Annotated in this window: 15 protein-coding genes; 7 read left to right on the top strand and 8 right to left on the bottom strand. The window is 60.7% G+C overall.

What is annotated here, in order from left to right; all coding sequences use genetic code 11:
- Nucleotides 1-72 precede the first annotated feature (72 nt).
- Nucleotides 73-399: a hypothetical protein gene (locus HMPREF2526_RS08985; RefSeq protein ID WP_070513145.1), complete on the top strand. Its 327-nt coding sequence runs from the start codon at nucleotides 73-75 to the stop codon at nucleotides 397-399.
- A gap of 164 nt (nucleotides 400-563) precedes the next feature.
- Here HMPREF2526_RS08985 and dhaM read toward each other — a convergent pair whose 3' ends face one another.
- The 7 genes from dhaM to HMPREF2526_RS09020 form a co-directional block, all read right to left on the bottom strand.
- A complete protein-coding gene (gene dhaM, locus HMPREF2526_RS08990; protein ID WP_070513142.1) occupies nucleotides 564-1,274 on the bottom strand; it encodes a dihydroxyacetone kinase phosphoryl donor subunit DhaM in 711 nt (236 codons plus the stop codon).
- Nucleotides 1,275-1,277: 3 nt separating this feature from the next.
- Nucleotides 1,278-1,943, bottom strand: coding sequence for a dihydroxyacetone kinase subunit DhaL (gene dhaL, locus HMPREF2526_RS08995; RefSeq protein ID WP_070513139.1), 666 nt, complete (start codon nucleotides 1,941-1,943; stop codon nucleotides 1,278-1,280).
- A 10-nt stretch (nucleotides 1,944-1,953) separates the two neighbouring features.
- Nucleotides 1,954-2,955, bottom strand: coding sequence for a dihydroxyacetone kinase subunit DhaK (gene dhaK, locus HMPREF2526_RS09000; protein ID WP_070513136.1), 1,002 nt, complete (start codon nucleotides 2,953-2,955; stop codon nucleotides 1,954-1,956).
- Nucleotides 2,956-3,079: 124 nt separating this feature from the next.
- Nucleotides 3,080-4,708 (bottom strand): MFS transporter, encoded by a 1,629-nt coding sequence (locus HMPREF2526_RS09005; RefSeq protein WP_070513133.1) that lies wholly within the window; start codon nucleotides 4,706-4,708, stop codon nucleotides 3,080-3,082.
- 2 nt (nucleotides 4,709-4,710) lie between these two features.
- On the bottom strand, nucleotides 4,711-5,157 hold the full coding sequence (locus HMPREF2526_RS09010) for a DUF2871 domain-containing protein (RefSeq protein ID WP_070513130.1): 447 nt from the start codon (nucleotides 5,155-5,157) through the stop codon (nucleotides 4,711-4,713).
- A 162-nt stretch (nucleotides 5,158-5,319) separates the two neighbouring features.
- A complete protein-coding gene (locus HMPREF2526_RS09015; RefSeq protein ID WP_070513127.1) occupies nucleotides 5,320-7,110 on the bottom strand; it encodes a DEAD/DEAH box helicase in 1,791 nt (596 codons plus the stop codon).
- Nucleotides 7,111-7,212: 102 nt separating this feature from the next.
- Nucleotides 7,213-7,464, bottom strand: coding sequence for a DUF3039 domain-containing protein (locus HMPREF2526_RS09020; RefSeq protein ID WP_046648196.1), 252 nt, complete (start codon nucleotides 7,462-7,464; stop codon nucleotides 7,213-7,215).
- Nucleotides 7,465-7,512: 48 nt separating this feature from the next.
- Here HMPREF2526_RS09020 and HMPREF2526_RS09025 point away from each other — a divergent pair, with 48 nt between their 5' ends.
- The 6 genes from HMPREF2526_RS09025 (at nucleotide 7,513) to galE (ending at nucleotide 13,246) form a co-directional block, all read left to right on the top strand.
- On the top strand, nucleotides 7,513-7,974 hold the full coding sequence (locus HMPREF2526_RS09025; RefSeq protein WP_118779511.1) for a DUF3099 domain-containing protein: 462 nt from the start codon (nucleotides 7,513-7,515) through the stop codon (nucleotides 7,972-7,974).
- An 85-nt stretch (nucleotides 7,975-8,059) separates the two neighbouring features.
- Entirely contained in the window at nucleotides 8,060-9,601 is a 1,542-nt protein-coding gene (locus HMPREF2526_RS09030) for a DUF7782 domain-containing protein (RefSeq protein ID WP_210384413.1), read from the top strand.
- Between the two features lie 77 nt (nucleotides 9,602-9,678).
- Entirely contained in the window at nucleotides 9,679-10,155 is a 477-nt protein-coding gene (gene dtd / locus HMPREF2526_RS09035; RefSeq protein ID WP_070513120.1) for a D-aminoacyl-tRNA deacylase, read from the top strand.
- Between the two features lie 139 nt (nucleotides 10,156-10,294).
- Nucleotides 10,295-11,290 (top strand): sigma-70 family RNA polymerase sigma factor, encoded by a 996-nt coding sequence (locus HMPREF2526_RS09040; protein WP_046648202.1) that lies wholly within the window; start codon nucleotides 10,295-10,297, stop codon nucleotides 11,288-11,290.
- Between the two features lie 287 nt (nucleotides 11,291-11,577).
- Nucleotides 11,578-12,258 carry a metal-dependent transcriptional regulator gene (locus HMPREF2526_RS09045; protein WP_046648203.1) on the top strand — a complete coding sequence of 227 codons (681 nt, stop codon included), beginning with the start codon at nucleotides 11,578-11,580 and terminating at the stop codon, nucleotides 12,256-12,258.
- A 4-nt stretch (nucleotides 12,259-12,262) separates the two neighbouring features.
- On the top strand, nucleotides 12,263-13,246 hold the full coding sequence (gene galE, locus HMPREF2526_RS09050; protein ID WP_046648205.1) for a UDP-glucose 4-epimerase GalE: 984 nt from the start codon (nucleotides 12,263-12,265) through the stop codon (nucleotides 13,244-13,246).
- On the opposite strand, the gene HMPREF2526_RS09055 is transcribed toward galE, so the two are convergent.
- Nucleotides 13,203-14,351, bottom strand: coding sequence for a DUF4192 domain-containing protein (locus HMPREF2526_RS09055; RefSeq protein WP_046648207.1), 1,149 nt, complete (start codon nucleotides 14,349-14,351; stop codon nucleotides 13,203-13,205). The genes galE and HMPREF2526_RS09055 overlap by 44 nt on opposite strands.
- Nucleotides 14,352-14,582: the final 231 nt, after the last annotated feature.

Below are 14,582 nucleotides of genomic sequence, written 5' to 3' on the forward strand. Positions count from 1 at the left end.
TCCTCGCCGCCACTTTTCTTTCTGTATGTTCCAGGGCTCTGGGTTTCCTAACAGCTCTAGGGATTGAGTCCCATGACCACCATCATGGCCATGGGAACGAACGGTGCGATGCAACTCCAGCAGAATCCGATGATCATCCCGGACACTGTGATGCCGGTTCGCCTATGCTCCGGGCTTCGCCCTGATCCGAGGATGAGCGCCACGATCCCCAACCCCACCGCGCACCATCCGGTAAAGATCGTCAGCATCGACGACAAGAATCCCACTGCACCCCACAAGAGTGACAGTACGATGATGACGAGTGGCGGAAGCACCGCCAGCCCCAGTACCCACGGCGCGAGGGGATTCGGCGTGGAAGGGTGTTCTATCGGCGGCGCGTGCGAGCCCGCAGAGGAATAAGGGGAAGTATTCGGATAAGCCTGTACGTAATCGGGCTGGTTCATGGATTCCCCGCTTTCAAGAGAACTCAACTAGGACGCTGCCTTTACCTTATTCGAAGGCAGTGGAAGCGTCCTTTCATGCGGGGGACGGTGCCCGCACGCCGCACCATTCGGGGCACGCTTCTAACCGTCGAGCCCCAGCTCGATGGCCGTGGCAATCCGGTCGATGACTTCCTTATCGGAGACATCTCCGCTAATGGTCACCGATGCACCCTGGCAAGCACCGAGCGACATCAGCATCATCGCGGAGTCTGCCTCTACTGCCTCACCGTTATAGGTAAGGACGATATCGCCCTCTGCTTCAGCCGCCATTTCAGCGATCTTGGACGCGGGACGGGCATGGAGTCCTGCTTCATCGGCAATGGTCACAGTCAGCGAGTATCGATGTGGATCTTCCTCTTGGTCTTGCTCGCGCACAGTCCCGGGAGCAGCAGGCTGCTGAGGAGTTAAAGCCTCGATAGCTCGTCTAGCGGCGTCAGCAACTGCCCCCAGATCATCGCCTTGCTGGGCGGCGGTTGCCGCAGCGATAGTGGCCTCGACCAGTGGGGCATCAACGAACAGTGCTTGCTCTTCGTCCAGAAACTCCAGAACCGATTCGACGGTCATCGTTGCCGAGCCCAAGTCCGTGAGCACAACAACGCTGAGACCTTGACCTATGGCGTGGCTGATAGCGCCTTCGATGAAGTCATAGGACGTTCCGATACTGCCGTCTTCCAAGCCACCTGCAGGAAGGATGGTGACATCAGCGGCCATCTGGGCGGCGAGCTCAGCCAATCCTTCTGCGAGCTTCGCGGAATGCGAAACGAGAACGAGTCCAACGCGCGGCTGTGCCATGCTCTACGCCCCCTTCCCAGTAGTGTCGGCGGCGTCAGCAGCCGCAGCGAGGAAAAGCGCCGAGGAGGCGGCACCCGGATCCTTGTGCCCGGCAGAACGCTCGCCCAGGTAGGAAGCGCGTCCCTTAGTCGCAACCATCGGGATAGTAGCGTCCGCGCCGGCTGCGGCCGCGTCGGCAGCCGCGCGCAAGACCTCGGCGGGGCTCTGTGCGGCATCGGCGGCGTCGCGGGCAGCGCGCGCCGCTGGCGCCCAAGCATCGACCATGGTCTTCTCCCCTTCCGTTGCTTTGCCGCGGGTCATGATTCCCTCGAGGGCGGCCTCAATAAGCGCAGCCGTCGTAGAAGCATCAATGTCACCGGTGCCGGCGGCCTTCGCCGCACGCAAGAAGGCGGTGCCCAACAATGGGCCGGAGGCTCCGCCGACGGTGGACATGAGAGTCTTCGCGGTTAGTTTGAGTACATCAGCGACCGTTGAGTCATCCGAAGAGATATCCGCAGCAACCTTGTCGACGACGGCGCGGAAACCACGGTCGACGTTTTCTCCATGGTCGCTATCGCCGATGGCACGGTCGAGCTCGATGAGCTCCTCACGGTGTTCACGCGCGGCTTCGGCACAGCTTTTCATCCATTCCTGTGCCCACGCGCTTGAAAGAGTTTCAGAATTCGTCATAGTTAGATTGTTACATTCCTTGGCGTAGTGCGGAGGTGTGGCAGGGAGCGTCGAAAAGCGCGAGGTCCTCGTCGTCCGCTCGCATGACGGTAACAGAGCACCCAGCCATGTCCAGGCTGGTGACGAAGTTACCCACGAGGGAGCGCTCAATGGCGATGCCAGCCTGCTGGAGACGCTGGGCCACGCGGCGGTAGACCACGTACAGCTCAGAGGCCGGGGTGGCGCCCATGCCATTGACGACGACGATGGTGCGCTCCCCCTCGCTCAGCTTAAGATCTGCCAAGACGGGGTCGAGTAGGTGATCAGTAACGTCATCGGCAGAAACCAGTGGAATTTCCTTGCGGCCCGGCTCGCCATGGATACCCACGCCGAGTTCGACTTCGTCTTCCCCAAGGTCGAAGGAGGGCTTGCCCACGTGCGGCACCGTGCAGGCGCTCAGTGCCGCGCCCATGGTCGCGGTATTCTCCACTACCTTCTTAGCCACCGCTGTCACCGCAGCAAGATCATCGCCGCGCTCGGCTGCGGCACCTGCCAGCTTCTCTACCAACAAGGTTCCTGCCACGCCGCGGCGTCCGGCGGTAAACGTAGAATCCTCCACCGCGACATCATCGTCGACGATGACCTGGCTGACCTCAATATCATCGAAGTCAGCCAGCTCGGCTGCCGTATCAAAGTTGAGAACATCGCCGGTATAGTTCTTGACGATGTAAAGAACGCCCGCCCCAGCACTTACCGCTTCGGTGGCTGCTTGGATTGCATCCGGTGTAGGCGACGTAAACATGGCGCCCGGCACCGCCGCGTCCAGCATGCCGTAACCAACGAAACCCGCGTGCAAAGGCTCGTGCCCAGAACCACCACCGGAGACAATAGCCACCTTGCCGTGTTCTTTCTTCTGTGCGCGGGCAACAAACAGCGGTTCCGTGTTGCGAGTCACAATGTCACCGTGGGCTAACGCGAAGCCTTCTACTGATTCGGCTACTACGTTGTCCGGCGAGTTGACGAGCTTTTTCATCATCCATCTCCTTAGGTTGTCTTTGGCCTAGAGCACTCTTCTCACAATGCTGCCGAGCCTACCCTTCGCTGCTGGATGTTTCGCTGAAACCGTTGCGCCAACACCGTGGGCTACGCCCCCTTGCTTAGCCCTGCGCTGCTTTGCGGACCTGCAACGCACCAATAAAACCGAGCCCTAAGAACGCAACTGCGGTCAGCAATGACCAACGCGCTGCATCACTCATACCGTCGCTGAGTGCTCGGACCAACACGGCAGTCTCCTCTCCGAAGGGACTGGCGGCACCCTGCGCACGCAGCCCAGCGATACTCGACCCAGCCGATTGACGCGCTGCTTCCGCTATTCCTTCCGCAGCCGGACCATCGAAGCCAATGGTATTAAGCGCCTTCGGCAGAGACAGCGCTAGCGAGACGGAAAAGACCGAACCGGAAATCGCGGTTCCCAGGGAAGAACCAATTTGACGAACTGTGCTCTGTGTCGCGGAAGCTTGGCCCGAGTTTTCCACGGGGATGTCACGCAAGACGGTTCCGGTTAACTGCGCAGAAGCGAATCCTAGGCCCACTCCATAGATCACAAGCGGCAGCGCGATGAGCCATCCGCTGGTGTCGGGACCGAGAATTTGCGCGAGTATGAGAGCACCGACGACCTCGAGGCTCAGGCCGATGAGTACGGTGCCAGGGGCGCCGAAGCGCCCAGCGACGTGGCGTGCGGCTGCACCTGAAATGAAGGCTCCGACGGCCATCGCCGCGAGCACAAGGCCGGCAGACATTACGCTTAAGCCCAACGCATTAATGAGGTATAACGGCAAGACGAAGATGATGGCGAACTCCCCGATGGCTACCGCACCGGCGGTGGTATTTCCCCACGAGAACGTCGGATAGGAAAATAGCCCCAAGTCCAAGAGTGCGGAGCGCTGAACCTTTTCGCGGTGCTTCTCCCAACGGATAAACAAAGTGAATCCGACCGCGGCGATGAGTAGCGCCACCGGCACAGCGGATACCGACGCGGTGGTAGGCCACGTCCACCCGAACACAGTCAGCTCCGCTTGCGGTGTCCACCAGCCAAGGCTGGGCCCCTCGATGACAGCGAAAACAAGGGCCCCAAAGGCAATCGCGCTCAGCTGCGCGCCGTCGACGTCGACTCCAGGGCGAGTCTCTGGGTTGCGGGTTTCCCGGACGGTAAGGACCGCTCCACCGGCCACGAAAAGGCCGATGGGGACGTTGACCAGAAAGATCCAGTGCCAGGACACCCACTGAGTAAGCGCGCCGCCGGCTAGAGGGCCTACGGCAGCAGCGCCTGAGATGACGGCGCCCCAGACGCCGAATGCGGCCGCACGATACTTCCCGCGGAATACGGCGTTCACGGTGGACAGGGTGGAGGGCATGATAAAAGCCGCGCCCACTGCCTGCACGGCACGTGCCGAGATGAGAATTCCCGCTGTTTCGGAGAAACCAGCCCACACGCTGCCTGCTACGAATACGGCGAGGCCGAGAAGGAAAGCTCGTTTGCGGCCCCAACTATCCGCGATTTTTCCTGTGGACAGTAGCAGTGCGGCAAGCACCACCGCGTAGAGGCTGTTGACCCACTGTGCCTGGGTAATATCCAGGTTGAGGTCCGTGATGATGGCGGGCAATGCCACGCCGACGATGGTGCCGTCGAGGACGATGAGGCCCAGACCTACCGATAAAACCGCAAGGCTTATCCAGTCACGGCGGGTTGGTGCCACCGTGCTGGATTCTGTTGTAGCCGCGGGCATAGCTAGGCGCTCACAGAAGTTGCGGCGGCAGGGTTAGCGGGCTCGTTCAATGCGCGGCCAAGTGCGACGAGGAAGAGTGCCAGACCCACCGTGATGAAGATGTGTCCGAGGCCGGCGATTCCGGCGATCATCGCGGTCGATTCCTCCCCCAGCACAGTTAAGCTACCGTGCCAGATGAGCATTCCAACGGTAAGCACAACGCCAATGTTGTAGAACCAGAAAAAGGAGTTAAAAAGCTTCGTGTTGCGGGACACGGCGAAGACCTTGTCCACCACAAGGAAGATGAGGAACATCATGAACCCCAGCGCCAAGAGGTGGGTATGGGCCACTCCTAGCTGGGTGAACTGTCCCTCCGGGAAATCGTTCGCGCGCGTGAACTCGCGGTAGAACACGCCGGCGCTCAACCCCATGACAAGGTAGAAGATGGCTGCTCTATAGAGGGACTGCATTGTGTGTTCCTTCCTAGCCACGCTGCTGTGGCGATTGCGTCGAGGATGGTGATTGGCCTTTAGACCATCTGCTATCCATCCTGCTTCGCGCTCACAGCGTTTCCATCGCGTAGCCGGTTGAGTTTCTCATCAACCAACTAGTTGATAGCGCGGCCGCGCCGGCTACCACTTGCGCAGGTAATCGATGCGCTCCCGCAGCTGCTCGGCGTCGCACAACGCAGTCGGCGGGCCACCGCAGGCCTTGCGGGCTTCGGTGTGGATGGCACCATGCGGGCGCCCGGTGCGTTGGGCGGTGATAGACACCACCGTGTTGAGCTCTTTGCGCAGCGCGGAAATCTCATCCACCACGCCTGGCTGGGAACCAGCACTGCTTGACGACGCCTCTGCCCCACGCTTGGGTGCATGTGGGGTGCCGTAGAGCTTGCGGCGTTGTTCCTCCGCTGCTTCCGCAGCCCGGCGCGCCTTCTCTTCTGCCTCGCGGCGGTCCAACTCTTCGGACTGCTTTTTGCGCAGGAGGTCCTTGACCTGGTCGGCGTCGAGAAGCCCGGGGATTCCGAGGAAGTCTTCCTCTTCGTCCGTGATATTGCCCGTCGTGAACTGCGAGCCGTTATAAAGCAGCCCGGAAAACTCTGCCTCCGCTCCGAGGGACTCGTAGGAAGGCTCGAGCATATCGGGCTCGGTCTTCTTCTGGTTAGCGTCCTCCAGAAGCTCGTCGTCCCAGCCTTCCTTGTCGGGGTTCTTCTCCCCTCCCAGGACGTGGTCGCGCTGCTTTTCCATGTTCTCGGCAAGGCCCAAGAGCACCGGCACGGAGGGCAGGAAGACGGAGGCCGTCTCGCCGGGCATGCGGGAGCGCACGAAACGCCCGATGGCCTGAGCGAAAAACAGCGGGGTCGAGGCAGAGGTGGCGTACACGCCCACGGCGAGGCGGGGAACGTCGACGCCCTCCGACACCATGCGCACGGCCACCATCCACTCGTCGGTGGATTCAGAGAACTCCGCAATGCGCGCGGAGGAGCCTGGGTCATCGGAGAGGATGACGGAGACTGGAGTATTGGAGATCTGCTTGAGGATCTTGGCGTAGGCGCGCGCGGTTGTCGTGTCGGTAGCAAGTACCAGACCGCCGGCATCCGGCATGTTGCGGCGCATCTGCATCAGCCGCGTGTGCGCCGCCTGCAAGACGGTGGGGATCCACTCGCCTTTCGGGTCGAGGGCCGTGCGCCAGGCGCGGGCTGTCTGCTCCGGATTGAGAATATCGCCGAGCCGGGCCGCATGTTCCTCACCGGCGCTATCACGCCAGCGGGATTCGCCGGAGTAGCTGAGGAAGACCACGGGGCGCACGACACCGTCGGCAAGCGCATCGCCATAGCCATACGTGTGATCAGAGCGGGATACGAGGTGGCCTTCCCCGTCCTCCTCATAGCGCACGAAGGGGATCTGCGAGTCATCGGAGCGGAAGGGCGTACCAGTCAGTGCGAGGCGGTGCTCCGCATCATCATAGGCTTCCCGCACGCCATCGCCCCAGCTCTTGGCATCTCCGGCGTGGTGAATCTCATCAAGGATCACCAGGGTGCGCCGCGCTGAGGCAACCGCGCGGTGCTTGTACGGGTGCATGCCCACCTGCGCATAGGTCACCACGACACCGTCCATCGCGGGGTTGACTCCCGAGGAGTTTGTGAATTTGGGGTCGAGCGCTAAACCTACGCGGGAGGCGGATTCCGACCACTGCACTTTGAGGTGCTCGGTGGGCACCACCACGATGACGCGCTCTACGGTGCGGTCCGCCATGAGCTCTGTGGCCACCCGCAGGGCGAAGGTGGTCTTACCTGCGCCTGGCGTTGCCACCGCCATGAAGTCCTGCGGCTTGGTGGCTAGGAACTTATCCAAAGCCGCGCGTTGCCACACGCGCAGCGAACCATTATTGGCAAATCTCTGTGCTGGAGTCTGTGTAGACACGGTCAGCGACTTTCCCCCTCTAGTTATCCCAACATCCCGCTTCTGTGAAGTTTTTCGTACGTTTCGTTTTACGCCGACGCAGGATGAGCGTCGACGTCGGACTTAACGGCGGCGCAAGCTCTTGTATATGCGCTCGCAGTCTGGGCACACGGGTGAGCCGGGCTTCGCTTGCTTGGTCACCGGGAAGGTCTCTCCACACAGGGCAACGACGTACTTGCCGTTGACCGCGGAATCGAGGATCTGGTTCTTCTTCACGTAGTGGAAGAACTTCGGGGTGTCGTCGTTGGTCGACGTATCCTCGCGGACATCAGGGCGTTCAATAGTCTTAGTCGTCGTACTCACGCCCCCTATCATGCCGCATCGGTATCGAAGTTGGCGAGTCCTGCAGCTACGCTTGTAGGCATGACCCCTTCGAACTCGCGCGATAACGCCCGCCATACCCCACGTTCGGGGCAGCGGCGCGGACGCCGATTCGGGCGCGAAACGCACCTCATCACGACTGCCAAGCTCGCCCCGGGTCAAGACCGGTATCGCCGCGAGATCATTTACTCCATACTGCAGTTTTTACGCGTTCCATCCCTCCTGATAGCCGGGGCCATGGTTTATGTTTGGCAGTGGTGGATCCCCGCTGCACTCGTCGTGGCCGTCACCTTCCCCCTCCCCTGGATCGCCGTGGTCATTGGCAATGGCCGGGGTCAAAAGAAAGACAAGCGCGAGAAGGCTGTTTATAAGCCCGCTATGGCTCGGCAAATGGCGCAGGCCCAGCGCGAGCAACTGACAAGCCGGTCCCATGGAGCGCTTCCCGGCGCGCCATCATCACACGACGATTCGGCGAAGCACAACACCATCGACCACGAAGACTAGACGTTAACCGTTTACCGTTTCCCTCCCGAAGCAATGTAAGGACACTTTTGTGAGTACACAACAGCCTTCTCCTTTTGGCCCGGCGATGAACCCAGAGAACCCCGTCGCGGATGTTGCGGCCGACCTCGCCCGTGTCTTTGCTGACGCGGGATTCAGCGCGGACGGCATCGCGGGACACTTAGGGCCGGAGTACACCGAGGCCCTACATCGCGGGGAGCCCGAGGCCGTGGCGCTGGGTGCTAGCGGCGACTCCCGTCTCGACCGCCTCATCCGCATCTTTGTGTTGCACGAGCACGTGCCGGCCACGCTGCTTTCCGACGTCCTCGGTGCCCGCCTAGCCACCCAATTGCTTGACAGCGGTGTCGCGCTTACCGACGATCACGGCACTGTCTACGTGGCATACGACATTCGGCCGCACGTCATCGTGGGCAAGAATCGCGTGGTGTTTTCCGATGTTGATGCTTCCCTCGTGGACCACGTTCCTGGTCCCGAGCACGTCTTGGGTGTCGGCTCTGCCAGCCTTTCCCTACTTCATTCGACTCCCACTACTCCGGTGTCATCGGTGCTGGATCTGGGCACAGGCTCTGGCGTGCAGGTCCTGGGGCAGCTGGATTCTGCAGAGCGCATCGTCGCTACTGATGTCCATGAGCGAGCCCTCGAGCTCGCCCGCGCTACCGTTGCTGCAGCGGACGCAAAGGAACGGGTCGAACTGCGCCAGGGTTCGTGGTTCGAGCCGGTACAACACGAGCGCTTCGACCGCATCGTGGCCAATCCTCCATTCGTGGTGGGTCTTCCTGAGGTCGGCCATGTGTACCGAGATTCCGGCCTCAACCTCGATGGCGCTAGTGAGCTCGTGGTGTCCCAGGCTGTGGAACACCTCACCCCTGGAGGAACCGCGCATGTGCTCGCCGCGTGGGTTCATCAAGGCGAGGAGTCCTGGCAACAGCGGGTTGCCTCATGGTTGCCGGACACCGGCGTAGCCGCATGGATCATTCAACGCGACGTGGCAGATCCTGCCCTGTATGTGTCCACCTGGTTAAGCGATGAGTCCGTGGATGTTCGCAGCCCTGCAGGAAGGGAGCGTTCGCGCCGTTGGCTCGAACACTTCCGCGACCATGAGGTCACCGGCATTGGGTTTGGTTTCGTAGCCATCCAGCGGATTGGGGACGACGAGCCCTCGGACATTCTGGCGGAGACAATGTCACAGCCGGTCATCGATCCGCTCGGGCCCGAGGTGGAAGAATACTTTGCGCGCGTCGAGTGGCTGCGCGCTTTGGTGCCGGGTGAGCTGGAGACCAAGCACGTTCAGCTGCGCCCCAGTGTTGCTCGGGAGGACGTGGCCCTGCCAGATGCTGAGCTTGGCATGGGCTTTGAGCGCGCAGCGCTCCGATTGAGCCGGACCGACGGTCCGCGCTGGCAGCATGATGTCGACGAGCACCTCGCGGCTATCGTCGCTGGGCTTAATCCGCATGGGTTGAGCATCGGCGAAACCATCGAGCTTTACGCCGCCGCACAAGGCTTTGATGAGACCGCACTGGTGAGTGCTGCGCTTCCTGCCATCGTGGATCTCATCCGCCATGGTCTGCTGATCCCCACGGAGCTGCTAGCTTTTAGCAACACCGAGTAGTTCGCGTTAGCTATATCCTCATCAGCCTCATTGCGTACTGAAAACTTCTCCACAAGAAAGGTTGTGTATCCCCGTCCATGCGTGCTGTTCTCACCCGCGTTTCTGAAGCTTCCGTCACGGTAGAAGGCGACGTTGTCGGTTCCATCAGCTGTCCCGACACCGGCGGCATCCTAGCGCTCATTGGTGTATCTCGTGACGATGTCACGGCAGGCGCCGAAGCTGGTCCTGCCGACGGGCCATCCTTGGAGGAGCGGATGGACACGATGGCACGCAAGATCGCTGAGCTGCGCATTCTCGAGGGCGAAACCAGCGTGGTTGACAGTGGAGCTCCAGTGCTAGTGGTAAGCCAGTTCACTCTCTACGGGCGAACGGCGAAGGGCCGCCGGCCATCGTGGTCAGATGCCGCACCCGGGGACGCGGCGGAACCGGTGATCCAAGGGGTTGTCGCTCGCCTGCGGGAGCGCGGGATCACCGTGGAGGAAGGTCGCTTCGGAGCCATGATGCAGGTCTCCTCCGTCAATGAAGGGCCGTTTACCGTGCTCGTTGAGGTGTAGCCTCGGCGCGCCTCCCCCAAAATGGCCTAAAACCCACCTCGCAGACCGGGGTGCGTGAACATTTTTCAAACCGTGGGAACTATCTGCGCCGAAGGTCCGTTGTAGGAGATGAACCAAGCCGCAACTTAGGAGGCATGAGATGGCCACATCATCCGCTGCTAGCGTCCAGGACGAGGACGGACAGGAAGTTGACCGCGGCTCACGCCGTAACCAGACTAATGACAATCCCTCCGCGGACTTGGTCCGCGTTTACCTCAACGGAATCGGCAAGACTGCGTTGTTGAGCGCCGAAGACGAAGTTGAGCTCGCACAGGCAATCGAGGTGGGCCTGTACGCCGAGTACAAGCTCGCCAATGCCGAGAAGCTGACCCGCGCCGAGAAGCGCGACCTCAAGATTCTCGCCCGCGAAGGCAAGAAGGCACGCTCCCACCTCCTCGAGGCTAACCTGCGCCTCGTGGTCTCCCTGGCTAAGCGTTATACCGGCCGCGGCATGCCGCTGCTGGACCTCATCCAGGAAGGAAACCTGGGCCTGATTCGCGCAATGGAGAAGTTTGACTATGCCAAGGGCTTCAAGTTCTCCACGTACGCCACGTGGTGGATCCGCCAGGCCATTACCCGCGGCATGGCTGACCAGTCCCGCACCATCCGCCTCCCGGTGCACCTGGTAGAGCAGGTCAATAAGCTTTCCCGCATCAAGCGCGAGATGTATCAGTCCTTGGGCCGCGAGGCTACGAATGAGGAGCTGGCCGAGGAATCCGGCATCGAAGAGTCCAAGATCGAAATGCTGCTGCGCCAGTCTCGCGATCCCGTCTCCCTGGATATGCCTGTGGGCACCGATGAAGAAGCACCGTTGGGTGACTTCATTGAGGATGCCGAGGCAACCGATGCGGAAACCGCCGTGGTGGCATCCATGCGCCACTCTGATATCCGCTCCGTCATCGGCTCCCTCGAGGAGCGTGAGCAGGATGTCATCCGCCTGCGCTATGGCTTGGACGACGGTGTTCCGCGCACCCTCGATCAGATTGGACGCAAGTTCGGTCTCTCCCGCGAGCGTGTTCGCCAGATTGAGCGCGAGGTCATGGCCAAGCTGCGGGAGGGCAACCGCGCCGATCGTCTCCGCGAATACGCGCTTTAAGTTCTGTTTCATAGCTTGGCGCTAGCCATCGAGGTTCATCCCTCCTGCCCACCTAAATTGTTGGCTGGGCTCGGGGAGGTCGATGCTCGGTGGCTTTCGTCATTTCTCGAGGGCCGTGAATCTCTTTGTCCATATCTTCCTATTCACCCCGCGCAGCGTGCAGCGCTGCGTGCGCTAAGCCCTGAAAAAATACGCTATTGTTTAAGATATTCTCTTAATACACTCCTATTACCGCGCCTAAACCTATGTGGCTACGGACCGCCGACAACGCAGAAAGGTAAGCCCACGTGAGGGATCTAGTTGACACCACGGAAATGTATCTGCGAACCATTTATGAGCTCGAAGAGGAAGGAATTACCCCACTGCGTGCTCGCATTGCAGAGCGCCTAGAGCAATCTGGGCCGACTGTGTCCCAGACTGTGGCTCGCATGGAGCGCGATGGCCTGCTCCACGTGCGCACGGACCGCAGCCTCGACCTCACCCAGCAAGGTCGCGAACTGGCCACCAATGTCATGCGCAAGCACCGCCTCGCTGAGCGCTTGCTCACGGACGTCCTGGGCCTCGATATTCACAAGGTTCATGATGAGGCCTGCCGTTGGGAGCACGTCATGAGCGAAGAGGTAGAGAAGCGAGTCATAGCCGTTCTTGAGGATTCTTCCCGCTCCCCCTTCGGCAACCCCATCCCAGGTTTGGCGCAGCTTGGCATGACCCCCGCGGAACTCGACCTGGGGACTCGCGCCATCGATCTTCCCACCGGGCAAAAGACTGCAGCCACCATCGTCCAGATCAACGAGGTTTTGCAGGCGGATAACTCGACTTTCCACGAGCTTTACTCGTGCGGTATTCAGGTTGGTTCGAAGGTTACCGTGGTCAATGAAAGCGGAACGATTACGCTGACCACGGAGTCGGGCCACACCGTCGAGCTTGTCGACGACCTCGCGCACGCTATCCGAGTCAAGGAGGACTAAGGCGATGAAGCTACTTGTTACTGGCGGTGCCGGCTATGTCGGCAGCGTGTGCGCGGCCGTCCTCGTGGAGAAGGGGCACGACGTCACCATCATCGATAACTTTTCCACCGGCAACCGCGAAGCTATCCCAGAGCAGGCCCGCCTCGTCGAGGGTGACGTGGCCGATGTCGCTCGTGAAGTGCTATCTGAAGGAGGCTTCGACGGCGTTGTGCATTTTGCCGCTCGCTCCCTCGTTGGCGAATCCGTTGAGGCTCCGGCTGACTATTGGCAGCACAATGTCGTCACGACGCTGCAGTTGCTCAACGCCATGCGCGAATTCGGCGTCACCAACCTTGTGTTTTCTTCGACCGCGGCAACGTACGGCGAGCCTGCACAGGTTCCGATCACAGAGACGATGCCTACGAAGCCGACGAATCCTTATGGCGCATCCAAGCTCGCAATCGACTACATGATCACCTCATATGCCCAGGCCTACGGCTTGGGGGCGACGTCGTTGCGCTACTTTAACGTCGCCGGTGCCTACGGCAGCATTGGCGAGAACCGCGAGGTGGAAACCCACCTCATTCCGCTTGTATTGCAGGTAGCACTTGGCCATCGCGACAAGATCTTCATTTTCGGCGATGACTACGACACTGCCGACGGCACCGCCGTCCGCGATTACATCCACATCCGTGACCTGGCCGACGCTCATGTGCTCGCGCTTGAAAGCAACGCTGCGGGTACACACCGCATCTATAACCTCGGCTCCGGAGACGGTTACTCTGTCAAGCAGGTCATTGAGGCCTGCCGCGAAGTCACCGGACACCCCATCCCCGCTGAGCTGGCGCCCCGCCGCGCAGGAGATCCCGCAACCCTCGTGGCCTCCTCGGACAAGATTAAGTCCGAGCTCGGATGGGATCCGAGCCGCACCGACTTGACCACCATCGTGACGGATGCGTGGAACTTTACCCGGCAGCTCGGCGAGCGGGCTCATTCCGCGCGGCGTTAGTGCTGCCCTCCCCAGCCGTATCCCCTACCGCGTTGTCGAAGGCCTTACGCGCCCCTGCGTGGATCGAAGCACGTATCTTTTCATGCAGCCCGTGGCGATAGGCCTGGCACAACAGCGAGCCTAGGCGATGGCTGGGGAACTCTTCCGTGACGAGCTGCAGTGCCGGTCCAGCCAGGATGTCCCACTCCTGTTCCATGTGTGCCAGGGCAAACAGGGTCAGAGCATTCGCCCGTAATTCTTCGCCGAATGTGCGCGCTGCTGCTAGGAGAAGGTACGCACCGGTTTCGCCAGCCTCCGCGCAGATGCCCACCACGAGGTCGCGCGTCCACGTCGTCGACAGCCACACGGCGCATGATGCCAACAGCTCTACATCTTCTTCGGCTTCCTCCACAGACGCCACCTGGTGAAGCGCCCACTGAGCATCATCCACAAAGTGCTCAAGGAGTTCCTTGCGCTTCTTCCCTTTCGCCGCGGCCACCTGGGCGCGAAACTGAGTCGCGGTATCGCGTGCTTGTCGGCTCAGGGCTTCGGCTTCGGCAGAATCGAGGTGTGGGTTTCCCGGCGCGAAAATGGCAAAGAATTCTTCCCTATTGAGCTCTGGAACAACATTGTGATTGACGCAGGAGCGCATCGAGGAGGCGTCGGTAAGCGCCGGTATAGTGCCTTCTACCCACTTTTTCATCGGCCCGCTCCCATCTGCGTTGACGGTTCCGTGCAACAGAACGTAGGGCTCATGTTTGGTGATTTCCTTGGCGTACCAGGCCGCGTCAATCTCCAACCCGTCACAGGAACGATCCAGGCCGTAGAGCCAGTGGGTCACCTCCCGTAATTCAGTAAGCGGGCGCTGCGAAATGAGGAAGGCGAAGACGCCTTCGCGGGCATTCTCTGCCAGCATCGCCGCGATGTCTGGCAGGGCTCCGGCGGCATCGGGGATATCGACGCGGGCGAGCGGACCCATGGCCGGGCCGCGCGGGGTGGTGTCAATGGCCATGAATACCACCGATTCGGTGGGATAGAAGCCAAGGAGTCCGGGGATGTTAGCAAGGAGATGACCAGGTGTCGTAATCGGTGGGGTGTTATCTGTGTGCGTTGAGAATGTGCTCATACTTGTACCCTGAACCAGGGCTGCCACAGGACGCTAGGGGGATCACGCCACACACGGAGAATCTGTGGATAACTAGTCCGGACTGGTCTGCAATCCGAGGGAAAGAGCCAAGTTATTCACACCCACCAACTCGACATGCTGGCACAACGGATGGCCATGTGGCATGCTTGAACGATCATCACCAGTGCCCATGATCAATCCCAGCTCGGCTTGGCAAGGAACGCACAATCG

The sequence above is a fragment of the Corynebacterium sp. HMSC070E08 genome (genome assembly GCF_001808895.1).
GTDB lineage: Bacteria > Actinomycetota > Actinomycetes > Mycobacteriales > Mycobacteriaceae > Corynebacterium > Corynebacterium hiratae.